General features: G+C 61.6%; 25 protein-coding genes. 7 read left to right on the top strand and 18 right to left on the bottom strand.

All coding sequences use genetic code 11. The features are described from left to right. Positions 1–5: 5 nt before the first annotated feature. The 5 genes from NYQ88_RS05795 to NYQ88_RS05815 form a co-directional block, all read right to left on the bottom strand. A complete protein-coding gene (locus tag NYQ88_RS05795) occupies positions 6–293 on the bottom strand; it encodes an MTH1187 family thiamine-binding protein (protein WP_275654008.1) in 288 nt (95 codons plus the stop codon). Between the two features lie 9 nt (positions 294–302). After that, positions 303–1,037: an ABC transporter permease subunit gene (locus tag NYQ88_RS05800; RefSeq protein WP_275654009.1), complete on the bottom strand. Its 735-nt coding sequence runs from the start codon at positions 1,035–1,037 to the stop codon at positions 303–305. After that, entirely contained in the window at positions 1,037–1,849 is an 813-nt protein-coding gene (locus tag NYQ88_RS05805) for an ABC transporter permease subunit (RefSeq protein ID WP_275654010.1), read from the bottom strand. Before NYQ88_RS05805 ends, NYQ88_RS05800 begins: the two co-directional genes overlap by 1 nt. A gap of 96 nt (positions 1,850–1,945) precedes the next feature. Further along, entirely contained in the window at positions 1,946–2,698 is a 753-nt protein-coding gene (locus tag NYQ88_RS05810; RefSeq protein ID WP_275654011.1) for a transporter substrate-binding domain-containing protein, read from the bottom strand. A gap of 68 nt (positions 2,699–2,766) precedes the next feature. After that, on the bottom strand, positions 2,767–3,564 hold the full coding sequence (locus tag NYQ88_RS05815) for an amino acid ABC transporter ATP-binding protein (RefSeq protein ID WP_275654012.1): 798 nt from the start codon (positions 3,562–3,564) through the stop codon (positions 2,767–2,769). 205 nt (positions 3,565–3,769) lie between these two features. Between NYQ88_RS05815 and NYQ88_RS05820 the strand changes: the two genes are divergently transcribed. Beyond that, complete coding sequence (locus NYQ88_RS05820; protein WP_275654013.1) at positions 3,770–4,561, top strand: YdcF family protein; 792 nt, start codon at positions 3,770–3,772, stop codon at positions 4,559–4,561. A gap of 49 nt (positions 4,562–4,610) precedes the next feature. Here the strand turns inward: NYQ88_RS05820 and NYQ88_RS05825 are convergent, their stop codons facing one another. Together NYQ88_RS05825 and NYQ88_RS05830 are read right to left on the bottom strand one after the other, a co-directional pair. Beyond that, positions 4,611–4,775 (bottom strand): DUF1328 domain-containing protein, encoded by a 165-nt coding sequence (locus NYQ88_RS05825; protein WP_275654014.1) that lies wholly within the window; start codon positions 4,773–4,775, stop codon positions 4,611–4,613. Between the two features lie 110 nt (positions 4,776–4,885). Continuing rightward, positions 4,886–5,680: a response regulator gene (locus NYQ88_RS05830; protein ID WP_275654015.1), complete on the bottom strand. Its 795-nt coding sequence runs from the start codon at positions 5,678–5,680 to the stop codon at positions 4,886–4,888. A 150-nt stretch (positions 5,681–5,830) separates the two neighbouring features. Between NYQ88_RS05830 and NYQ88_RS05835 the strand changes: the two genes are divergently transcribed. The 4 genes from NYQ88_RS05835 to NYQ88_RS05850 all read left to right on the top strand — a co-directional run bounded on the left by NYQ88_RS05835 (position 5,831) and on the right by NYQ88_RS05850 (position 9,193). Beyond that, the gene (locus NYQ88_RS05835) at positions 5,831–6,052 is read left to right on the top strand and encodes a NepR family anti-sigma factor (RefSeq protein ID WP_275654016.1); all 222 of its coding nucleotides are present in this window, start codon (positions 5,831–5,833) and stop codon (positions 6,050–6,052) included. Between the two features lie 4 nt (positions 6,053–6,056). Beyond that, complete coding sequence (locus NYQ88_RS05840) at positions 6,057–6,611, top strand: RNA polymerase sigma factor (protein ID WP_275654017.1); 555 nt, start codon at positions 6,057–6,059, stop codon at positions 6,609–6,611. A gap of 264 nt (positions 6,612–6,875) precedes the next feature. Next, positions 6,876–8,279 (top strand): CHASE3 domain-containing protein, encoded by a 1,404-nt coding sequence (locus tag NYQ88_RS05845; RefSeq protein ID WP_275654018.1) that lies wholly within the window; start codon positions 6,876–6,878, stop codon positions 8,277–8,279. Beyond that, entirely contained in the window at positions 8,279–9,193 is a 915-nt protein-coding gene (locus tag NYQ88_RS05850) for a diacylglycerol kinase family protein (RefSeq protein WP_275654019.1), read from the top strand. The genes NYQ88_RS05845 and NYQ88_RS05850 overlap by 1 nt, the downstream gene beginning before the upstream one ends. 18 nt (positions 9,194–9,211) lie before the next feature. On the opposite strand, the gene NYQ88_RS05855 is transcribed toward NYQ88_RS05850, so the two are convergent. From NYQ88_RS05855 to NYQ88_RS05905, 11 genes are all read right to left on the bottom strand, one after another. After that, entirely contained in the window at positions 9,212–9,625 is a 414-nt protein-coding gene (locus NYQ88_RS05855) for a hypothetical protein (RefSeq protein ID WP_275654020.1), read from the bottom strand. Positions 9,626–9,633: 8 nt separating this feature from the next. Beyond that, the gene (locus NYQ88_RS05860) at positions 9,634–9,999 is read right to left on the bottom strand and encodes a DNA gyrase subunit B (RefSeq protein ID WP_275654021.1); all 366 of its coding nucleotides are present in this window, start codon (positions 9,997–9,999) and stop codon (positions 9,634–9,636) included. Positions 10,000–10,194: 195 nt separating this feature from the next. Further along, on the bottom strand, positions 10,195–10,353 hold the full coding sequence (locus tag NYQ88_RS05865) for a DUF3309 family protein (RefSeq protein WP_275654022.1): 159 nt from the start codon (positions 10,351–10,353) through the stop codon (positions 10,195–10,197). A gap of 50 nt (positions 10,354–10,403) precedes the next feature. Then, positions 10,404–10,571, bottom strand: coding sequence for a hypothetical protein (locus NYQ88_RS05870; protein WP_275654023.1), 168 nt, complete (start codon positions 10,569–10,571; stop codon positions 10,404–10,406). 143 nt (positions 10,572–10,714) lie between these two features. Further along, on the bottom strand, positions 10,715–12,301 hold the full coding sequence (locus NYQ88_RS05875) for an FGGY-family carbohydrate kinase (protein WP_275654024.1): 1,587 nt from the start codon (positions 12,299–12,301) through the stop codon (positions 10,715–10,717). Between the two features lie 57 nt (positions 12,302–12,358). Continuing rightward, entirely contained in the window at positions 12,359–13,834 is a 1,476-nt protein-coding gene (locus NYQ88_RS05880; RefSeq protein WP_275654025.1) for a mannitol dehydrogenase family protein, read from the bottom strand. Positions 13,835–13,970: 136 nt separating this feature from the next. Beyond that, positions 13,971–14,975 carry an ABC transporter ATP-binding protein gene (locus tag NYQ88_RS05885; protein ID WP_275654026.1) on the bottom strand — a complete coding sequence of 335 codons (1,005 nt, stop codon included), beginning with the start codon at positions 14,973–14,975 and terminating at the stop codon, positions 13,971–13,973. A 292-nt stretch (positions 14,976–15,267) separates the two neighbouring features. Then, a complete protein-coding gene (locus tag NYQ88_RS05890; RefSeq protein WP_275654027.1) occupies positions 15,268–16,098 on the bottom strand; it encodes a carbohydrate ABC transporter permease in 831 nt (276 codons plus the stop codon). A 172-nt stretch (positions 16,099–16,270) separates the two neighbouring features. Next, positions 16,271–17,143: a sugar ABC transporter permease gene (locus NYQ88_RS05895; RefSeq protein WP_275606004.1), complete on the bottom strand. Its 873-nt coding sequence runs from the start codon at positions 17,141–17,143 to the stop codon at positions 16,271–16,273. A 177-nt stretch (positions 17,144–17,320) separates the two neighbouring features. Further along, positions 17,321–18,631, bottom strand: coding sequence for a sugar ABC transporter substrate-binding protein (locus NYQ88_RS05900; protein WP_275654028.1), 1,311 nt, complete (start codon positions 18,629–18,631; stop codon positions 17,321–17,323). A 101-nt stretch (positions 18,632–18,732) separates the two neighbouring features. Further along, positions 18,733–19,686, bottom strand: a complete 954-nt coding sequence (locus NYQ88_RS05905; protein WP_275654854.1) for a sugar-binding transcriptional regulator — start codon at positions 19,684–19,686, stop codon at positions 18,733–18,735. Between the two features lie 418 nt (positions 19,687–20,104). Here NYQ88_RS05905 and chvE point away from each other — a divergent pair, with 418 nt between their 5' ends. Beyond that, the gene (gene chvE / locus NYQ88_RS05910) at positions 20,105–21,172 is read left to right on the top strand and encodes a multiple monosaccharide ABC transporter substrate-binding protein (protein WP_275654855.1); all 1,068 of its coding nucleotides are present in this window, start codon (positions 20,105–20,107) and stop codon (positions 21,170–21,172) included. 155 nt (positions 21,173–21,327) lie between these two features. Next, complete coding sequence (gene mmsA, locus NYQ88_RS05915; RefSeq protein WP_275654029.1) at positions 21,328–22,860, top strand: multiple monosaccharide ABC transporter ATP-binding protein; 1,533 nt, start codon at positions 21,328–21,330, stop codon at positions 22,858–22,860. Positions 22,861–22,865 lie beyond the last annotated feature (5 nt).

The following is a 22,865-nucleotide window of genomic DNA, read 5'->3' on the forward strand; positions in this document are numbered from 1 at the left end:
CTTCTTCAGGCGAGACGGGCCAGTTTGTCGGCCATGGTCTGGGGTTTGTCGGTGCGGGTCGAGAAATGCATGGTGCAGAAAATGCGCTCGACGCCCATCTCGTGCAGGCGTTCACAGCAGGCTTCCACCGCAGCGCTGACCTCTGCCATCTCGCCCTCGATATTGGTGCCGTTGGCGTGCATTTCGTGGGTGAGGCGGGTGGTGGCGAGGATGTCGCGCACCTCCCGGATATAGGTCGAAACCGAGGGACCGACACCCATGGGGACGATGCAGAGATCAGCGATGATCTTCATGGCACTCTCCTAGCGCATCCAACTGGGCATGTAGCGGACGCGCGGCGGCTGGGGCAGGTGGCGCATCAGTCGCTGGTAGATAAGGCCAAAGACGAAGAACACCACCAGCGAAACCGCGAGGAAGTAGAGCGCCGCCACGGGGAAGTGCAGGAAGGCGTTGAAATCGCGTTCGAACAGATCCTTGGCAGTAATCATCAGGTCCTTCTGTCCGCCGACCACGGGCAGCGCCAGATAGACGATGGCGGTGGCGTGGAAGAGGAAGACCACTTCATTGGTGTAGGCCGGCCAGGCCAGACGGATCAGGTTCGGCCAGATGACCCGACGGAACTGCTGACTGCGGCTCATGCCATAGGCGCGGGCTGCCTCGATGGCGCCGCGCGGCACGGCGCGCAGGGCGCCGTAGAAGATTTCGGCGGTATAGGCGGCCGTGTTCAGCACCAGCACGAGCGGGCCCATGAACAGGGGATGCAGCACGAAGCCGGAAATGCCCAGGGGACGCCAGACTGTCAGATTGAGTGACAGGGCCAGCGAATAGAACATGAAGAACTGGATGAAGAGCGGCGAGCCCCGGAAGGCATAGATATAGCCGCGTGACAGCCGGTTGATGATCGGGTTGGACGATGCCTTGCCCAGCGCCAGGAAGATGGCCAAGACAAAGCCGACCGGGATGGAGGCGGCGGCAAAGTAGAGATTGAACAGCACCGCCGGTGCCATGAGAGCGAGATCGTCGAGGAAAGCCTGCATCAGCCCTGTGCCTCGCTCAGAATGCCACGACCCGCACGGCGCATGATGGCGTCGAAGGCCTTCTCAGAGAGCCAGGTGACGAGGATGTAGAACACGAACAGCACGAGATAATAGCGCCAGCGCCAGTCTTCGTGGACGAGGCCCACGGCCGGCAGGAAGTTTGGCGCGCCAAGGCGGTCGGCCCAAAGCACGATATCGGCAATCTGCAGCAGCGAGAGCAGCGAGGTCGCCTTGATGATCAGCATCCAGACATTGGAGAGGCCGGGCAGGGCATAGACCCACATCTGGCGGATCTGAATGCGCCACAGCACCTGCGACGCGCTCATGCCATAGGCGCGGGCGGCTTCAAGCTGACCGCTGGGGACGGCGCGCATGGCGCCATGGATGACATTGGTGGCGAAGGCGCCGTAGACGAGGCCAAGCGAGACGCTGGCGAGCAGCAGGTATTCCGTGGTGCCCAGGAACCAGTTCGCTTCGCGGCAAGGGGGCCATGACGAGGTCTGCGCCGCGATGGTTTCGGGCGTGCAGACCTGGCTCGCGATGAACCATTCGACCCCCTGCTCGAAAGCCAGCGGGAAGAACAGGAAGAACAAGACGTCCGGCACACCGCGCACGATCGCCGAATAGGTCGTGCCGATCAGCCGCAGCGGCAGAAAGCGGGAATTGCGCAGGGTTGCGCCGGTGAGCCCGAAGACGACCGCCAGGGCCCCGCCCAACAGGGCAGCAAAGATGGTAAACTGAAAACTGGCGTACCAGGTCAGGTGCTTACCATTGGTCAAATAGGCGAGCCAGAAGGCTATGTCGTCTGTCATGGACGGGGAGTCGCTCCGGCACGGCCCTGCAATGCAGCGTTGCCAGCAAAAAATGTCGCCGCAGGGTGATGACCCTGCGGCGGGCGGGATTGAGGATTACTCGGCGAAGTAGGGGCCGTGACCTTCGAACCACTTGGCGATGATGGTGTCGACGGTACCGTCCTTCTTCAGGGCGGTGATGGCGCCATCAACAGCGGCCTTGAGCTCGGCATCGTCCTTGCGGAGGCCTGCGCCGACGCCGCCACCGATCAGCACGTCTTCACCGGCAAATTCGATGGCACCGTTCGAAGCGGCAACAATCGGCTCGAGATAGGCGCCGTCGGCGATGATGGTGTCGAGGTTGCCGGCAGCCAGATCGGCCATGGCCTGATCGGCCGTGGCGAAGGTGATGATGGTGTTGGCAGCGCTGAGATTGGTCTCGGCGTAGCTGGCCTGGATCGTGCCGCCCTGAACGCCAACGCGGGCGCCGGAGAGGGCTGCGAAATCAAGGTTCGAGCCGGCCAGAGCGACATATTTGGACGGATCGGGCGGGAAGTAGTTCTGGGTGAAGTCGATGGTCGCGAGGCGCTCCTCGGTGATCGACATGCCGGCCATGATCAGGTCGTAGTTGCCTGCGAGCAGGTTCGGGATGATCGAATCCCAGTCATTGATGATCCACTCGCAGGTGAGGCCTGCGTGGGCGCAGATGGCGTTGCCCAGCTCGATTTCGAAACCGGCAGGTGCACCGCTGTCATCAAGGAAGTTCCAAGGAGCATAAGCGCCTTCAGTGGCAATGCGCACGGTTTCCTGTGCCATGGCGGAGCCAGTCAGCGCCAGGATCGCAGTGGCCGCCAGCATGATCTTCTTCATAAACGTACTCCGTTCGATTGACCTGTTATTATCGCCCGGTTGACCGGGTTCTGCTCTCTTTGTTGCCGTCAGGAGTGACTGGCGGCATTTAGGAATTGCTTGAGACGGGCAGAGCGCGTGGCGCCAAAGACTTCCTCGGGCGTGCCGTCTTCCTCGATCAGACCCTGATGGAGGAAGATGACCCGGTCGGAGACCGTGCGCGCGAATTCCATGTCATGGGTCACGAGGATCATGGTCCGGCCCTCGTCGGCGAGGATCTTGATGACGCGCAGCACTTCGACCTCGAGTTCAGGGTCAAGCGCCGATGTCGGCTCGTCAAAGAGCATGACGCGCGGATTGATGCAAAGCGCCCGCGCGATGGCGGCACGCTGTTGCTGACCACCCGAAAGCTGGGACGGGTAGGCGTCGGCCTTGCTGCCGATACCCACTTTATCGAGCATGGCGCGGGCTTCGGCTTCCACTTCGGCGCGCGGCCGTTTCTGGACGACCAGGGGCGCTTCCATGACATTTTCGAGAATGGTCATATGGGCCCAGAGATTGAACGACTGGAACACCATGCCGAGTTCGGACCGGATCCTGCGGATCTGGCCCTCATCGTCGATACGCCGAGATGCGCCGGTTCCGCGCAGGCGAATGGCCTCCCCGTCGATGAGGACGTCGCCGCCATTCGGAATTTCGAGCATGTTGATGCAGCGCAAAAGGGTGGATTTTCCAGATCCCGAGGAGCCGATCAGCGTGATGACCTGGCCTTCCTGCGCAGAAAATGAAATGCCCTTGAGGACTTCCAGCTCGCCGAAGGACTTGTGCAGATCGCGCAGCTCAACGATCGGCGATTTTCCCGGCGCAGCGGGTTCGAGTTGCGTCATGCTTACTGTTCTGGCCCGACGAGCAGGCGCTTCCTGACCTGGCGACTGCCCTTATATGAGGCTGACAATCTTCACCGCGCTAAAGAAAGGCAAATGTCAGCCGGATAGCAAGCGGAAAAACGGAATGTTCCAGAGGCGAACGGCCACAGAGCGTGCATAATTTGCCGCGATAGGGTCATGCCTGTGTGTTGGCGCGAGGAATCGGATGTTTTTTGTTGCTGCGAAAGTGTTTTGGCTGTTGGCGCAGCCGCTCAGCATTACCTTGCTGCTGCTCCTTGTCGGGTTGGCGCTGCTGTGGACAGCGCGCCTTCGGCTCGCTGCGACAGCCCTTCTTCTGGCGGCAATTGTCCTGGGAACAACCGGCTTTACCACGCTCGGCTATGTGCTGATCCAGCCGCTCGAGGACCGGTTTGCCCGGCCGGCCGAGATGCCGGAGACAGCGGGGGCGATCATCATGCTGGGCGGCGCCACGCTGGCACGGCCCAGTTCAGCCCGGCAGACCGTCGAGATGAACGATGCCGGCGACAGATTAAGTGCCACACTCTGGCTGGCCGGGCGCTATCCGGAAGCCAAGATCATCCTCAGCGGCGGCAGCGGCCTTCTTTCGGGCGAGACGGAAAGCGAGGCGGTGACTGCGGCGCGCTTTTTTACGAGTTTCGGGATCGCAAGTGATCGGCTGGTGCTCGAAGGAGACTCGCGCAATACGGACGAAAATGTCGCCCTCTCGCGGGATTTTCTCGATGATGCCGCGGGGCCGGTCTTTCTGGTGACCTCGGCCTTCCATATGCCGCGCTCGGTCGGGCTCTTCGCGGCGCAGGATCTGGATATCGTGCCCTGGCCAACCGATTTTCGCAGTCCCGGTCCGGTGGGCTTCTGGTTCGACATCGCCAATCCGGTTCAGAACATCAGCGTATCGACTGTGGCAATCAAGGAGTGGATCGGCCTCGCCATCTACCACTGGACTGGGCGGATCGGCGCGCTTGTGCCAGGCCCATAAAAAAGGGCAGTGCCGAAGCACTGCCCTTTTAGACGTATGCCGTCCGAACCTAGGTCCGACGGAAGAGACCGATAACCAGCGAGATGACGAGGAAGGCCAGGAACAGGAAGAACAGAACCTGGGCGATGCCCGCGGACGCGCCAGCCACGCCGCCAAAGCCAAGAACGCCGGCGATCAGTGCGATGACGAGGAAGACGAGTGCATAGTACAGCATGGGAAGCTCCATGATTTATCTTGCTGGAACAACGCCCGGTGCAATCGCTGGTTCCTCCCATAAAGAAAAAGGCCGGTGAAAACCGGCCTTTCGGGTAGAAACTTGACGTATCACGCTGCTGCGCGAGAGCCCTCGTCGAAGAACAGCGCCTGGCTGATCAGCGCCTTCACCATTTCCGGGTTGAACGGCTTGGTGACGAGGAATGTCGGCTCCGGCCGTTCACCCGTCAGGAGGCGTTCGGGGAAAGCGGTGATGAAAATCACCGGCACGGAGTGGGAGTTGAGGATGTCGTTGACCGCATCAATACCCGAGCTGCCGTCGGCCAACTGGATATCTGCAAGGATCATGCGCGGCTGGGTCTGATGGAATAGATTGACTGCTTCCTTATGCGTGCGCGCCACCGACACAACCTTATGCCCAAGGCTTTCGACCATCTGTTCGATGTCCATCGCGATGAGCGGCTCATCTTCGATGATCATGATTTCGGTCGCCACCTGACGCGAGATATCGCGCGAAGCTTCATCGAGAAGCTGCACGAATTCGGCATCGGTTACCGAGAGAATTTCAGCGGCCTGCGCGTGCGTGAAGCCTTCGACGGCAACCAATAGGAATGCCTGGCGTTGACGGGGTGCAAGGTTGGCGAGGTTAGCCGCAGCGCGCTTCTCCCACGCATAGCTCGAAGTCGGTTCCGGAATGGTTACCGCAGACGACGAAAACAGCGCCGAAAAGAGCTTATAGAGCGAGATGCGATCGCTGGATGCTTCTGGGAAGAGGGAAATGTCGGCAATGAGCGCTTCCAAGGTGGCGGCCACATAGGCATCGCCTGAGGTCTGCGATCCCGTGACTGCACGAGAAAAACGCCGCAGATAGGGCAGGTGCGGAGCGATCCGCGTGGACAATGACATGGAAAACAACTCCCGGTGACGCTTGTATTCGTGATTTCACGAAACTGATTAACTACCGAGGTGCGGAAAAGTTCCAGATGGGGGAACTTTTTTTGTTATCAGACATTAAAGCTAACAAGCGGCAATTACGCGTTTTGATCGGTCGATTGGATGAAGAAGGAAACCTCTGTGAACCAGCAACGCATGCGGACGCTGGCGGGGCGCGCAGATGACGGACTCGGTGTCAATTCCGACATCGGGTCGCGGTTGCGTGCGCTCTATGGCGCTATCCAGGATGAAGGCGTGCCAGACCAGCTGTTAGACCTGCTGGAGAAGCTCGACAACGCCGAGCAAGCCCAAAAACATAAGCTTCCTGCACAGGAAGGGGAATGATCGGATGGCGACTGAACAGACGTCATTCAAACGCGAAATGTTGGCGACCCTGCCGAGCTTACGCGCATTCGCCGTATCTCTAACCGGCAAGCACGACAAGGCCGACGACCTGGTTCAGGACACGGTGATGAAGGCCTGGGCCAAGCAGTCCAGCTTCGAGATGGGCACCAATATCAAGGCCTGGCTTTTCACCATCTTGCGCAATGAGTTTTACAGCCAGATGCGCAAGCGTGGCCGCGAAGTGCAGGATAGCGATGGTGCCTTTACCGAGCGGTTGTCGGTTCACCCCTCACAGTATGGGTCGATGGATATGGAGGACTTCAAGAAGGCCCTCTCCCAGCTTCCCGATGATCAGCGCGAAGCGATCATTCTGATCGGCGCCTCGGGATTTTCATACGAAGAGGCGGCTGACATCTGTGATTGTGCGGTCGGGACGATGAAAAGTCGCGTCAGCCGGGCCCGCTCTCGCCTTCAGGACATGCTCAAGGTTAGCGGCGAGTCCGACTATGGGCCGGATGCTGTCTCTGCACAGGTCACGACCAATAATCATTCGTTCTGATGCTGGTGGCGCCCCTGGCGCCCTGGTGTGGACGTGAAAAGTCCCGGCGTGCGCGCCGGGACCTGATGTCCTGCGGGCCGCAGCGACCGTGGGAGCGATAGTCTAGGGCACCCTTATTCAAACAGTGCAGTCCGCTCCCTAAAACGCCAGCAACGGTTCAGTGCCGGCCTCATTGCTGCCATTGGCGCAAGGCATTAGCATATTGGGCACCGGCAAGGCTCGTCTCGAGATCGGGGACGGCCGAGAAGGCTTGGGTGGGCACGGGTGAACGAAAAGTCGACGGGGATAGCCATTCCGATCTGGGGGCGCATCAGTCTGCGCCGCCTTGCCGTGTGGGTCTCCCTCGCACTTGTCATTCTCGCTGGCCTCATCTCCCTGGTTCTCATCCAAGGCATCAGCCGCCAGCTCGTTGATATCACGCAGACCTATGCCGTCCGCCAGCAGGCGAGCGAACTCATCATCACGCTGGGGGAGGCTGAGGCCAGCCAGCGCGGCTATCTGCTGACCCGGGATCCTGGCTATCTTGATCCCTATAACGCCGCGATTGGCAGCATCGAAGCGCAGGTTGATGCGCTTCTCGATATGACCGCCGACGATCCCGTCCAAAGTCAACGGGTGCGGGGGATCATCGGCGATATCGAGGGTAAACTGGTCGAAATGGCCCGCGCCGTTGAACTTGTCTCGCTGCAGCGGGATGCCGAAGCGCAAAGCCTGACCGAGACCGGCCGGGGGGCGCGCCTGATGGTTGAGGTGCGCGAGACGCTGAACCAGTTCATTGCCGAGGAAAACCAGAAGCTCGTCGATCGCAATGCCGAGATCGACCGCATGCGTCTTGTCCTCGCCGCCGTGCTGATTGCCGCGCTCTGTTCGGCTGCGATTTTGGCCTATGCGCTGTTGAGCCGGACACAGCGTCAGGTCAGCGCGCTCGCCCAGCGCCATCGCGGCCTCATGACGCAGAACGAGGCGCTGGAGGCTGAAATCGCTGAACGCACCCGCGCCATCGAAGAGGCTCGGGCGCATGCCGAGCACGAACGCCAGCGGGTGGAAGCGCTGTTGCAGGATGCCAATCATCGGATCGGCAATTCGCTGGCGACAGTGTCGTCACTCCTTGCGCTGCAAATCATGCGCAGCCGATCGGAAGAGGTCAAAGGCGCGCTGGAGGCGGCGCGGCTGCGTGTCCATGCCGTTGCGTCGGCCCACCGCAGGCTCAGGCTCGGAGCGGATCTGGAGTCGACCGCGGCCAATGAGTTCCTCAACGCCGTCGTCGAAGACATCATCAATACCCAGACCATGTCCGAGCATGTGACGATCCAGTGCGAGATCGACGATATCGAGGTTGGCGCGCGGGATGCGACGACGATTGGCATTCTGGTCAGCGAGCTGGTGACGAATGCGCTCAAGCATGCGTTTCCCGATGGTCGCGACGGGACGATCCTCGTGACGCTGGCGCGGGTGGACGCGGTTCCGACCCTCTCGATTGCCGACAACGGGGTGGGCCTGCCTCCCGAAGCCGGGGAGGGCGGGATGGGCTCTCTCATTATCCAGCAGCTGTCCGGGCAGTTTGGCGGCAAGCCTGAATATTCGCCGACTGCGGGCGGGGGGCTCACGATCACCATTCCGCTGCCTCATCTCAACCGGGCCATGGCGGTCCACACCGAGGACGAATAGTGCGCATAGCTGCCATCCTGAACCGCGATGGCGGTAGTTTACGCACAATAGATGTGGAAGCCCTGGCCCAGCGGGCTGCGGAGATCTTCGCCGCCAATGGCCATGATCTGGAAATCCACCTCGTGAAAGGCAAAAACGTCGAGCGAGCACTGCGCGCTGCGGCGCGGAATGCCCGTATCGATGCGACCCTCGCGGGCGGCGGGGACGGCACGATTTCTTCGGCTGCAGCGGTGGCTTTCGAGAGCGGCAAGCCACTGGCAGTGTTGCCGGCCGGGACGATGAACCTGTTTGCGCGCGCATTGCGCCTTCCCCCCGGGCTCGAAGAGGCTTTGACGGCAATCGCCCAGGGGGATGTCGGATACGTCGACATTGCGACCGCCAATGGGCGTCCGTTCGTCCATCAGTTCGGCGTGGGGATCCACGCCCGGCTGGTCCGCATTCGCGAGGGCATGAGCTACAGCAGTCGCTTTGGAAAAATGTTCGCCAGCCTGAGGGCCATTGGGGCCGCGGCTCTCAATCCTCCCCGGTTCGAGGTTGAACTGAAAAGCGGCAGCCGGACAATGACCCGCACGGTCAGTGGCGTTGCGGTGTCCAATAATCCGCTCGACAATGGGGCGATCCCGGTGGCGGAGCGGCTGGATAGCGGATTGCTCGGCGTGTATCTGGCCGGGCCTGTCGGCACGACGGAACTGCTTACTCTGGCACTCGATGTTCTGCGCGGGCGCTGGCGGGACAATCCGCAGGTCAGTGAAGTGGAAGTGAGCCGCATCGTGCTCCGCTTCCCCCAAAAAAAGCGCAATGCCTACGCTGTTATCGATGGCGAATTGGTCAAGCTGGACCGGCGCGTCGAGCTGGTCCTGCATCGCCGGGCGCTGCCGGTTCTGCTGCCCAAAAAGAATGAGGGCCAGGCGTAAGCCTGACCCTCTGGACTGTTAGTCTCTATCGCGCATCAGCAAAAACGCGACGATGGCGGCCGGAATGCCGAAGCGCAGCATCATCGGTGATTTCGCCAAAGCCGGAAGCGCCGTCAGCGCCGCCGTGGTGACAAATGCGCTCGTATCGTTCGAGTGCTTCCGCTCCACGGCTTCTCGCTTTCGGCGACCCTCGCCGATCTGGCTGCCGAGATAAACCGCCAGCGCCAGAAGGATGAATACACCCCCCATGATCAGGCTGGCGACCAGCGGGCTGGTGGCGGCGGCTAGCGCGATATAGCCCGCTCCAACCAGAAACCCTATGCCTACAAGGCCAAATGCAGCCATCAGGCCATAGGTGACTGCCGTGGATTTGGCCCGGCTGGCCACGCGCTCCGCTTCAAAACCAACCAGCGCCGCCAGGGGCGCGAGCAAGTTCATCCTCAGTGCCGGGTCAGAAGGGCCAGAACGAAGCCGATGCCGGCGGCGGCTGCCACTGCGGTCAGGGGCTTTTCCCGGATCGTGTCCTTGAGCTGCTCTTCATACTCGACGGCCTGATCCTGGGCGTCCTCGATCAGATGCTTGCCACGGCGCTTCAGCTGGCGGAATTCAGCCTGGGCGATGTCCTTGACTTCACCAGCTTTTTCCTCTGTCAGCTTGCGCAGCGTCTCGGTGATCGCCTTGAGGTCATCCTGCAACTGAGAGACCTGAGCCTCCAGTTCCCGCTCGCGGTCGGTATCGAGGATTGCATCGGCTGCGCTAGCAGCAGCCTTGCGCGCGGAAGAGGTCATTTCGGGCGTATTTGCCATGGAAATCTAACTCCTGTTGCGAAATTCAACAACGCACTAACCTAGGTCAAGGTTCCGCGTGTTCCATTTTGGGATTTCGAAAGAATAGCCCCGATGCGCGTGAGCACATCGGGGCATGGCGAGCCGAAAGGGGGGCGACCGTCGGCTCGCAAGGACACGTCGTGCAGTTTGCCTAGTGTCCAGTTCGGATGATTTTTATATCCGTCCCATCAGGACGAGAATGAGGATCACGACCAGGATCACGCCCAGAATGCCGGACGGAAAGTAGCCGAAGCCGCGCGAATAGCCCCAATTGGGCAGTGCGCCGATCAGCAGCAGCACGAGAATGATGATCAGTATTGTGCCAAGTGTCATGTCAAACCCTCCAGGAATTCTTGATAATTCAACGCCCTAGCTGCGACCCGTCAGAGCAAGGCGAGAAGTAAGGCAGTGGCAGCAGTCAGAATGACAAAGGCAGGGATGAGCGTCTTGGCGATATCGCCGAAACGGCCTGAGCTGTCATAAACATCGTTCGACCAGACCATGGTGGAGCGGCCTGCGTCCTCGATGGATTTGATTTCAGCTTGGGTCATCTTTGCCTCCATCCCCTTTGCGGGGTTCCGAACCGCATCCGTTGCCGGTTGCATGGCAGAAAAAACGGAGATTTCGGCAATTGGTTCCCGCCGCCTGTAAACTTGGCAGAGGTCAGCGGGCATTTTGACCGGGGAGGCGAATATTAGTTCATTGCGTCAATGGCTTGGCGATGCCGCAGCATTTCGAGGAAGATGCTGAAGTCGCGGTCGAACTGCGGCGCTGCCTCGGGCTTTGCCGGTCTGGCCGTGCCGCCTTGCTGCATGGCCACGCAGGCCTGGTCGAGCGCAGGGTAGAGTCCGGCAGCGCAGGCTGCGACCATGGCCATGCCCAGAAGGGTGGCATCCGGAGTGGCCGGTTCGACCACGGTGCACCCCGTGGCGTCGGCATAAAGCTCCATCAGAAGCGGATTTTTCGTGTGCCCACCGGTGACATGGAGCGTGTCGATGGCGTAGCCGGAGGCGTTGAGCGTTTCGACGATATGTCGGATGCCCAGCGCGATGGCGACGCAGGTGCGCCAATAAAGCCGACAGAGGCTGTCAAAGTCGCTGTCCAGCGTCATGCCGGAAATGACGCCCAAGGCATTTGGGTCGGCGAGGGGGGAGCGGTTCCCGTGGAAATCGGGAAGGACGTGGAGGCGCCGGGCGAGGGCGAGGCCTTCGGTCTCACGCAGTTCCATGATGCGGGCGCAGATGGCTTTGTGCAGTTCTGCGGTGGGCTCGCCACCGGCGCCGTGCCATTTGACGATGTGGTCGAGGAGGGCGCCCGAGGCGGATTGCCCTCCCTCTAGCTGCCAGAAACCCTCGAGAATGGTGCCCCAGTGCGGGCCCCAGATGCCGCTAATAGGCTGATTGTGCTGGGACATTGCCATGACACAGCTGGACGTACCGGCAATGAGCGCGCAGTGGCGATCCATCTGCTCTGGGGTGGTGGAGAGCGGGCCGAGAACGGCGAGAGCGCCGGCATAGGCGTCGACGACACCGGCCCCGACGCGGCAATTGGTGGTGAGGCCAAGCTCGGCTGCTGCCTCGGGGGTGAGCGGGCCGAGATCGGCGCCGACGGGGGAGGCACGGTCGGGCAGGGCTGCCTTTTCGACCATGTCCTCAAGGCCGACCTGGTCCAGAAAGTCCTGTTTCCATCCGGTTTCGTCGTGAGCAACATAGGTCCATTTGGTCGCCAGCGTGCATTGCGAGCGGGCCAGAGACCCGGTTGCCTTCCAGGACAGATAGTCGGCAAGATCGAGAATGACCCCGGCGCGGGCCCAGCTCTGGGGCAAATTGCGCTTGAGCCACATGAGCTTAGGGACTTCCATCTCGGGCGACATGACGCCCCCGATATAGTAGAGGACCTGATGGCCGGTCCGGGTGCATTCGGCTGCCTCAGCGATGGCGCGATGGTCGAGCCAGACGATGGTGTCCCAGCGGTCGTCGCCGTCTTTGGAAACGGAGAGCTGCTGGCCCTCTGTGTCGCGGACGACGAGGGAGCAGGTGGCATCAAAGCCAATTCCGACGATGTGGGAAGGACTTACGCCCGCATTGGCGATGGCCTGGCGAAGCGCCGCGCAGGTGGCGCGCCAGATGTCTTCGCTATCGTGCTCAGCCATGCTGGCCCCGGTTCGGCGCAGGGCGATGGGGTGTTCGGCGCGGCCAAGCATTTGGCCGGACTTGGTAAAAATCCCGGCACGGGCGCTGCCGGTGCCCACATCCACTCCCGCCAACAGGCTTTCCGACACTTTTGTCCGCCCCTCTTTTGGTTCGGGGCGGACATTAGCTCAAGCCTTTCGGGTGAGCTAGAGCTGGTCGGCCAGGTAGCGCTTCAGCGTGGCTTCGGTGCCGATGGACCAGAGGGTTTCAAGCGCATGACTGAAGGCCGAGGAGAAGGGGGAGAGTGTAGCAACTTCCCCATAAATATCAGTCATTTGAAGCCAGATATCCGGCTTGTCCTTCGCCAGTTTTGCCTGTGCAGTCAGCCGATCCCAGCTTGGATCGTTGGGTTCGATGACCGCGCCGCTCTCGGTGGTACCATAGCAGTAGCGGCACCAGAGGGCGGAGACGAGCGCGAGGCCAGTGACCGAGGTGCCCATTTTCACACGATCCAGCGCCGAGGGGATAATGAATTTGGGCTGGCGGTTGGAGCCGTCGAGCGCGAGGCGCCGAATGGTGTCGCCGATCTTGGGATTGGCAAAGCGGCGTTCGCACAAGGCCCTGTAATCATGAAGGTTTGTGTTGGGGACCGGGGGCACGACGGGGATGATTTCCTCATCCTCGACCTTGCGCAGGAAGGCGGCGATGAGCGGATGCTCCATGGCCTCGTGAACGAAGTGGATATCCATGAGCCCGGCAGGATAGGCGATGGTGGCGTGGCCGCCGTTGAGAATGCGGATCTTCATGTGTTCGTAGGGGCTTACGTCGTCCACGAACTGCACGCCCACATTTTCCAGCGCCGGGCGGCCGGCGGGGAAATGGTCTTCCAGCACCCATTGCCGGAAGCTCTCGCAGAACACCGGCCAGTTGTCGTCTATGCCGAAGTTTTCGCTGAGCAATTTGCGCTCGCGCTCGGAGGTCGCCGGGGTGATGCGATCGACCATGCCATTGGGGAAGGCGACATTCTCACGGACCCAATCACCAAGGCCCATTTGGGCCTTATCGGCTAACAGACTGCTAGCATTTCGCGTGACATCGCCGTTGCCCGGGATATTGTCGCAACTCATGACGGTGAACGGAATGATGCCCTGCTCGCGACGGCGGAGAAGGCCGGCAAGGATAAGGCCGAACACCGTGCGCGGCGCATCGAGATGAGCGGCATCCCAGACGAGGTCCGGGTGGGAGATGTCGACCTGCTGGGTGGCCGGGTCGATGTAATAGCCGCCCTCCGTGATGGTCAGCGACACGATGCGGGTGGCCGGATCGGCGAGGCGGGCAATGATGGCCTGGGTGTCGCCAGGGCGCAGATAGTCGATCATGGCGCCGGTAACGCGCGCTGAACTGGCATCGGCCTCCTGCTCGACGACGGTGGTCAGCCAATCCTGCGCCTCGAGTTTTTCGCGCATCGCCGCATCGGCATCGCGGACGCCGGCGCCGATAATGGCCCAGTCATGATCTTCGCCCAGGGCGAAGAGATCATCGAGATAGACCGCCTGATGGGCACGATGGAAATTGCCGACGCCGAAATGGACGATGCCGGGCGTGAGGTCTTTCCGGTCGTAGGCTGGAGTGGCGGCCGTGGTGATGGCGGGCAGCGAGGCTGCGGAGAGTTTTGTGGTCATGGCAGGACGGGCCCGGCTTTAGGCAGGCAGTTGAAATGAATGAGGGAGGTAGTACCCCCACCTAACCTCCCCCTGATAGGGGGAGGGACGCATCGAGTGCGTGGCGACGGTTGGTGCCTTTTTTCCCTAGACACGATCAGGCCGCCTTGCCGGCCGCATCGAATTTATAGATGCGGTTGGGGTCGGGGGTGAGAGCGATCTTGTCGCCGTGGGCAAAGGTCTGGTCGCCATCGGCTCGCACGGTCATGAGCCCGAGGCCATCGACATTGACGTGAAGGAAGGTGTCGGAGCCGAGCTGTTCGGCTACGGCGACAGTGCCGCTCCAGAGGCCGGCGCCAGGGGTGGTGGAAATGGTGAAATGTTCGGGGCGGACGCCGATGGATTGGGCGTTGTGCTTGGCCGCTTCCGGACCATCGACGAAGTTCATTTTCGGGCTGCCGATGAAACCGGCAACGAAGCGGTTGGCTGGGCGCTTGTAGAGTTCGAGCGGGGAGCCGAATTGTTCGACATTGCCCGCATTGAGCACGACGATGCGGTCGGCCATGGTCATGGCTTCGACCTGGTCGTGGGTGACGTAGATCATCGTGGTTTTCAGCTGCTGGTGCAGCTCGGTGATCTCGAGCCGCATGTTGACGCGCAGCGCCGCGTCGAGATTGGAGAGCGGTTCGTCAAAGAGGAACGCCTTGGGCTCGCGCACAATGGCGCGGCCGATGGCGACGCGCTGGCGCTGGCCGCCGGAGAGGGCGCGCGGGCGGCGATCGAGATAGGAGGCGAGATTGAGGGTTTTCGCCGCGTAGTCGACCTTGCGGTCAATCTCGGCCTGGGGAAGCTTGGCCATCTTGAGCGGGAAGGCGATGTTGTCGCGCACGCTCATATGCGGATAGAGCGCGTAGGACTGGAACACCATGGCCAGGCCACGTCGGGCAGGCGGGGCGTCAGTCATGTCCTGCCCATCGAGCAGGATTTTGCCGGAGGTCGTGTCTTCGAGCCCGGCGATGAGGCGGAGCAGGGTGGATTTGCCGCAGCCTGAGGGCCCGACGAAGACGACGAATTCACCGTCATTGATGGCGAGGGAAATGTCCGGAATGACCTGGACATCGCCGAAGGACTTGTTGACGTGTTCGAGGGTTATGGAGCCCATTTCTTACAGTCCTCCGGTGAAAGTTTGCGAGTGAAGAGCAGGGTGAAGTGACCCCCACCTAGCCTCCCCCTGGTAGGGGGAGGGATGGATCGTGGTTGGGGTGGGGTTTGAGGGCCAACGGACCACTTTACCCTCACCCCAGCTTTGCCAGGTCGCTGCGCTCCCGGCGGCGCTACCCTCTCCCCTGAGGGGCGAGGGGGCGCCAAATTGGCGGTGCGGTGAAGGGCAGGCCCCCTCACCCGGCGCTGTGCGCCGACCTCTCCCCCAGAGGGAGAGGTGAAGCAAGAGAGCATCATTTCACCGCTCCAAAGGTCAGGCCGCGGACGAGTTGTTTTTGACTGAACCAGCCGAGCAGCAGGATGGGCGCGATGGCGAGGAGCGAGGCCGCGGAGAGTTTGGCGAGGAAGAGGCCCTGTGGCGAGCTGAACGAGGAGATGAAGGCGGTCAGCGTGCCGGAGCGGCCCGAGGTGAGGGTGATGGTCCAGAAGGCCTCGTTCCAGGCGAGGATGACGTTCAAGAGGAGTGTCGAGGCAATGCCGGGGACGGCCATGGGCACGAGGACATGGACGATCTCGTTCCAGAGCTCGGCGCCATCCATGCGGGCGGCTTCGAGGATGTCGACCGGGATTTCCTTGAAATAAGTGTAGAGCATCCAGATGATGATCGGCAGATTGATCAGCGTCATGATGATGGTCAGGCCGTGCAGCGTGTCGAGCAGCCTGAGGTCGCGAAAAATCAGGTAGATCGGGATCAACACACCAACGGCGGGCATCATCTTGGTGGAGAGCATCCACATCAGGATGTCCTTGGTGCGCTTGGTCGGGGCGAAGGCCATGGACCAGGCGGCGGGGATGGCGATGATGAGGCCGATCAGGGTCGAGCCGACCGAGACGATGATCGAATTGGTGGCGTGCTTGATATAGTCCGAGCGCGCCTGGACGGCGGCGAAATTCTCGAGCGTAAAAGTTTCCGGCAGGAAGGTCGGCGGCGTGGCAATGGCCTCGGCCTCGGTCTTGAAGGCGGTGACGAGGGTCCACAGGATCGGCGAAAACAGCAGCAGGGCGACGGCCCAGGCGAGGATGGTGAAGCCGATGCGGGTGCTGGTGGGGACGCGGCGGGCCATTCAGTGTGCCTCCGTCAAATTGAGCGTGAGGAAGGAACCCCCACCCTTGATCCCTCCCCACAAGGGGGAGGGAGACGACTGCGCCAACGGTGCGCACGATATCAATGTCAGCACCGAGCAAGTTTCCCTCCCCCTTGTGGGGAGGAAATGAGGGTGGGGGGCTGTTGCAAGCTCACGCATCGAGGTTCTTCCCCACGGCGCGCATCAGGAAGATGGCGACGATGTTGGCGATGATGACGGCGACGACGCCGCCGGCGGAGCCGGCTCCGATGTCGTTGGAGAGAATGCCGGTGCGGAAGACGAGGAAGGCGATGTTGGTGGAGGCATAGCCCGGACCGCCGCCGGTGGTGACGCGGATCTCGGCGAAAATGCCGAGGAGGAAGATGGTCTGGATGAGGATCACGATGGTGATCGCCCGCGCCATGTGCGGCAGGATGATGTAGCGGAAGCGGTTGATGGCGTTAGCACCATCCATTTCGGAGGCTTCGCGCTGTTCTTCCGAGAGCGATTGCAGGGCGGTGAGCAGGATCAGCGTCGCAAAGGGCAGCCATTGCCAGGCGACGATGACGATGACGGAAAACAGCGGGTACTGGTTGAACCAGTCTACCGGCTGCAGCCCGAAGAATTTCCAGAGATGGCCGAGCATGCCGTAGCCGGGATGCATGAAGCCGTTTTTCCAGATCAGCGCGGCAACAGGCGGCATGACGAAAAAGGGCGAAATGACCAGGATGCGCAAAATGCCCTGGCCCCAGATGGGCTGATCGAGCAGCAGCGCCAGGAGCGTGCCGCCGACAATGGTGATGAGGAGGACGCCGCCGACGAGGATGAGCGTGTTGACCAGGGCTTGGGTGAAGCTGGGGTCGCCGATGACATAGGCGTAGTTCGCCCAGCCGGCGAAACCGGTCATCATCGGGTTGATGAGGCTGTAGTTCTGGAAGGAGAACCACACGGTCATCACCAGTGGCACGATCATCCAGATAAAGAGCACGAAGACGGCCGGGGCCATCATGGTGCGGGCAAGGGTGCGGGTTTGTCTGGTGGCCAAGATACTGTCCCCACTGGTTCCGGTGTACCCCCACCCAACCTCCCCCTGGCAGGGGGAGGGGCTGGCTCCACTCGGGAGGCACGAAGCTGCCCAAAATACTGAACTTCTCCTCCCCCTAGAGAAGGAGGTCGGGTGGGGGGTGTCAGCACCTCCACCCAGTCGTTTGGGAGGGAGGCGTTACTTGATGTAGCCCGCGCGGGTCATGTCGCGGCGGGTGGCTTCCTGGGCTTGGGCCAGGGCGTCGTCGGCGGACATCTGGCCGGCAAGGGCGGCCGAGAACAGCTGGCCCACATTGGTGGCGATGCCGGCGAACTCGGGGATGGCGACGAACTGGACGCCCGTATAGGGCACGGGATCAACCGTGGGTTCGGCCGGATTGGCCGAATTGATCGAGGCCAGGGTCATGGCAGCAAAGGGTGCCGCGGCCTGGTATTCGGGGTTTTCGTAGAGCGAGGTGCGGGTGCCCGGAGGCACGTTGGCCCAGCCATCGGTCTCGGCGACGAGGGTGAGATAGTCCTTCGAGGTTGCCCAGTTGATGAATTGCTCGGCCGCGTCAGCGTTCTGCGAGGAGGCGGGGATGGCGAGGGACCAGGCCCAGAGCCAGTTGCCGCGCTTGCCGAGACCGGTATCGGGCGCCTGGGCGAAGCCGACCGTGTCGGCGACGGTGGAGTCATTGGGATTGGTGACGAAGGAGGCGGCGACGGTGGCGTCGATCCACATGCCGCACTTGCCCTGCTGGAAGAGGGTCAGGTTTTCATTGAAGCCGTTCGACGAGGCGCCGGACGGGCCGGCGTCGGCCATCAGCGAGAGATAGGTATCGAGCGTATTTTTCCAGGCGGGCTGATCGAACTGGGGAACCCAGTTTTCATCGAACCAGCGGGCGCCGAAGGAATTGGACATGGCGGTGAGGAAGGCCATGTTCTCGCCCCAGCCAGCCTTGCCGCGCAGGCAGATGCCGTTGATGTCATTGGCGCGGTCGGTCATGGCGCGGGCGGCTTCGCCGATGAATTCCCAGGTCGGGGCTTCAGGCATTTCGAGCCCGGCTTTTTCCATCAGATCGGTGCGATACATGATGAAGGAGCTCTCGCCATAGAATGGCGCGGCATAGAGCTTGCCATCGACCGAAAGGCCGGAGCGGATGGCGGGGAGCAGGTCGTCGACATCGTAATTGGCGTCGGCGGAAAGCGCGTCGAGTGGTTTCAGCCAATTCTGCTTGGCCCAGATCGGCGCTTCATAGGTGCCGATGGTCATGATGTCGTATTGGCCGCCATTGGTGGCGATATCGGTGGTGACGTTCTGGCGAAGCGTGTTTTCCTCGAGCACGACCCAGTTGAGCTCGATGCCGGTTTCCTCGGTGAAGGCCGGGGACAGGTTCTGCATGCGGATCATGTCGCCATTGTTGACGGTGGCGATGGTGAGCGTCTGCGCCGAGGCCGTGCCGACCAGCGCAAGGGTGATCGCGCCCACGAAAAGGGGTGTCAGTTTCATGTAGTCCTCCCAAGACGAAGCGAGTTTCTGCTCTCGTCGTGGGCAAATGTTCACTAGCTGAGCAAAAGTGTCAAGCCCGGGCAAATGCCCAGTTTGAATTATCAGGCCAAGAGGAGCGTGGCTGTGGCCTCGTCGGTGATGAGGCCGTTGATGAGGCGGCTGGTCAGCGCGGCGCGGATGGCGGCGGCCTTGCGCCGCCCCATGGCGAGGGCGATGACGACGCCATTTTCGCGCGTCGGGATGGGGGCGGAGGCGACGCGGGCATTGGTGGGGCCGTCAATCAGTCGGCCTTCGGCGTCATAGACCCAGCCACAGATTTCACCGACAGCGCCGGAGCGGGCGAGCTCAAGTTGTTCGTCGCGCGTAATAAAACCGTCGAGCAGCAGCGGGGCATCGTCATCGAGGTGGCCGACGCCGACGAAAGTCGTGCTGGCGCGCGCGGCGAGATCGAGCGTGGCCGCGATCATTGGCTGAGCGTGCAGCAGTTCGCGCTCGCTGGCCGAGGAGGCAAAGACCGGCAGGGGCATGGGGAAGGAGCGGGCCTTGACCGTGTCGGCGACGTTGAAAATGACGTTGTAGAACGCCGCCGAGCCGTCCGGGGCGATGTTGCCGGTGAGGGAAACGACCTTGTGGTGCGGGCACTCCATGGGCTGGAGCTGCTCGATGGCCGCTTTGAGCGTGCGGCCAGTGCCGATGGCGATAATGGTGGGTTCGGCCGATTTGAGGCAGCGCTCGATCTCGGCGGCGCCGGCTTCGGCAAGGCCGAGGGTAGAGGAGGTCGAGGCGGGGTCCGAGGGCACGACCTCGCTGAGCTCGAGGCCATAGCGGTGGCGCAGGCGCTCGGCCAGATCCATGCAGCGACCGATCGGGTGATCGAGCCGGACTTTGACGAGGCCTTCGCTGACGGACAGCGAGACGAGGCGCTGCGCCGACTGGCGCGAGATGCCCATTTTCGTGGCGATCTCTTCCTGCGTATTGCCGGCGACATAGTAGAGCCAGCCGGCGCGGGCGGCGTCGTCGAGGCGGCTCGTGGTGGTTTCCTGTCGGGCTGACATCATCGGGTCCGGTTGATCGGCGGGATTATTCGGACATGACGGACCCCATCGCAAGCCGTTTTCCGCCCGGTTGAAATCGATATCCGCGCCAAGCGGCTGGAGCATTTATATTCGACACTCGAAAAAAATAGAGCAAGAGGTCGCCGGCGCGCTTTACAGCCCCATTGCACTGTCATACTTTCGTCGCAGCTCGGGACGGCCCTGTGAGAAGGGAGGCCCGGCGGGAGGACGTCATGCAATCGTGTTTATTTCACCCCGCGGTCGCCGCAGGAATGGGTTTGCTGACGCATGCCCAGAGATATCGGCGCGCCTGTTTGGGGCAAGACGACACGCTCGGATGATGTCGTGCCGCGAGCCAGGCTGTGCTCAAAAAATATCTACGATCTCAGAGATTTAAGGGAGACGAGACGTGAAGATTATGAAATCAATCGTGACGCTGATGGCTGCTGGCGCCATGGCTGCGACCGCCTTTTCCGGCGCCTTTGCGCAGGACAAGGGCTCCGTGGGCATCGCCATGCCGACCCAGTCGTCGCTGCGCTGGATCTCGGACGGCAATGAGCTGAAGTCTGCCCTCGAAGGCATGGGCTACTCAGTCGACCTGCAGTATGCGGAAGACGACATCCCGAACCAGCTCGCCCAGATCGAAAACATGGTCACCAAGGGCGTCGACGCCCTCGTGATCGCCTCGATCGATGGCACCACGCTCTCGGCCGTGCTGCAGCAGGCTGCGGACCAGGGCGTCAAGGTCGTGGCCTATGACCGCCTGATCCGTGAAAGCGGCAATGTCGACTACTACACCACCTTCGACAATTTCGAAGTCGGCGTGCTGCAGGCCAACAGCCTGGTGAAGGGCCTCAATGAGCGCTTCCCGGGTGACAAGCCATGGAACGTTGAACTGTTCGGCGGCTCGCCCGACGATAACAACGCCTTCTTCTTCTATGATGGCGCCATGGCCGTGCTGCAGCCGATGATCGACAGCGGCGATATCGTCATCAAGTCCGGCCAGCAGGGCATGGACGTTGTTGGTACGCTGCGTTGGGACGGTGCCGTTGCACAGGCCCGCATGGACAACATCCTGTCGGCCAACTACTCGGACGGTTCGGTGGTTCACGGCGTTCTGGCCCCCTATGATGGCCTGTCGCGCGGTATCATCTCCTCACTGCGTGGCGTCGGCTATGGCTCGGGCGACCTCGCATGGCCGATCGTGACCGGTCAGGACGCTGAAGTGCCGTCGGTCAAGGCGATCATCGCCGGCGAACAGTACTCGACCGTGTTCAAGGACACCCGCGAGCTGGCCCAGTACACCGCCCAGCTGCTCGACACCGTTCTCTCCGGCCAGGAGCCGAGCGGCCTCGACACCACCACCTATGACAATGGCGTCAAGGTCGTGCCGTCGATCCTGTTGACCCCCTATGAAGTCGACGTGACCAACTACGAAGAGCGCGTCATCGCATCGGGCTACATCAAGGCAGAAGAACTGCAGTAACCCGCACGCATCGGAAGGGCCCCGCACCAGCGGGGCCCTTTCCTGGTTTGGGGCTCCGATCTGGCAAGAAGTCGTTCCGGCACTGACGGGGCGGCTGTTCAGTTTGCCCGGTACGGTGGTCCCGAAGGCCCAGGTCTATCGAAGTTAGGACCAGCATGACGAAAACCATTCTGGAGATGCGCAGCATCACCAAGACCTTTCCCGGCGTCAAAGCGCTTTCCGACGTCAATCTGGACGTGCGCGAGGGCGAGATCCACGCCATCTGCGGGGAAAACGGGGCCGGAAAATCGACGCTGATGAAGGTGCTGAGCGGGGTTTACCCGCACGGGTCCTATGATGGCCAGATCATCTATCAGGGCGAAGAACAGCATTCTAAGTCCATTCGCGACAGCGAGCACAAGGGCATCGTCATCATCCATCAGGAGCTGGCTCTGGTGCCGCTGCTCTCGATCGCCGAGAACATCTTTCTGGGCAATGAAGTGGCCAAGAGCGGCGTGATCGACTGGGACGAGACCCGCGATGGCGCGCGCAAGCTGTTGAGAATGGTGGGGCTCAACGAAGACCCCGACACGCTGATCACCAATATCGGGGTGGGCAAGCAGCAGCTAGTCGAGATCGCCAAGGCGCTCTCCAAGCAGGTGCAATTGCTGATCCTGGACGAGCCGACCGCGTCGCTGTCGGAAAAGGACAGCCAGGCGCTGCTCGAGCTTCTGCTCGAGTTCAAGAAGCAGGGCATCACCTCGATCATCATCAGCCACAAGCTGAACGAGATTTCGCGCATTGCCGACCGGGTGACGGTGATCCGCGACGGGCGCACCATCGAGACGATGGACACTGACCAGATCACCGAGGACCGGATCATCACCTCCATGGTGGGCCGCTCGCTCGAAGACCGCTATCCCGCGCGGACGCCCGCGGTGGGCGACGTTGTGCTCGAAGTGCGCAACTGGAACGTGTTCCACCCGCAGCACCGCGAGCGGCAGATGATCCGCGACGTCAATATCGTCCTGCGGAAGGGCGAAGTGGTGGGCATTGCCGGACTGATGGGCTCAGGGCGGACCGAATTCGCCATGAGCCTCTTTGGCAAATCCTACGGGCAGAAGATCAGCGGTGAAGTGATCCGGGACGGCCGGAAAATCGACGTCTCGACCGTGGGCAAGGCGATCGCCAACGGCATTGCCTATGCCACTGAAGATCGGAAAACCTACGGGCTCAACCTTATCGACCACATCAAGCACAATATCACCATCGCCAATCTGCCCGGCGTGTCGCGCTTCGGGGTGATCGACGATCTGGGCGAGCTCGATGCGGCCAATGACTATCGCAAGAAGACCAATATCCGCTCGTCCAGCGTCTATCAGGTGACGGGCAATCTCTCGGGCGGAAACCAGCAGAAAGTGGTGCTGTCCAAGTGGCTCTATGCCAATCCGGATGTGCTGATCCTCGACGAGCCGACGCGCGGCATCGACGTGGGCGCCAAGTACGAAATCTACACCATCATCAATCAGCTGGCGGCGCAGGGGAAGGCGATCCTCGTGATCTCCTCGGAAATGCCCGAACTGCTCGGGATCACCGACCGGCTTTATGTAATGAACGAAGGCCGTATCGTGGGCGAAATGCCCACCAGCGAAGCGAGCCAGGAAAAGATCATGCGCGCCATCGTGCGGGCTGAAGGGAAGGCATCATGACCACG

Source organism: Devosia sp. SD17-2 (assembly GCF_029201565.1).
Classification (GTDB): domain Bacteria; phylum Pseudomonadota; class Alphaproteobacteria; order Rhizobiales; family Devosiaceae; genus Devosia.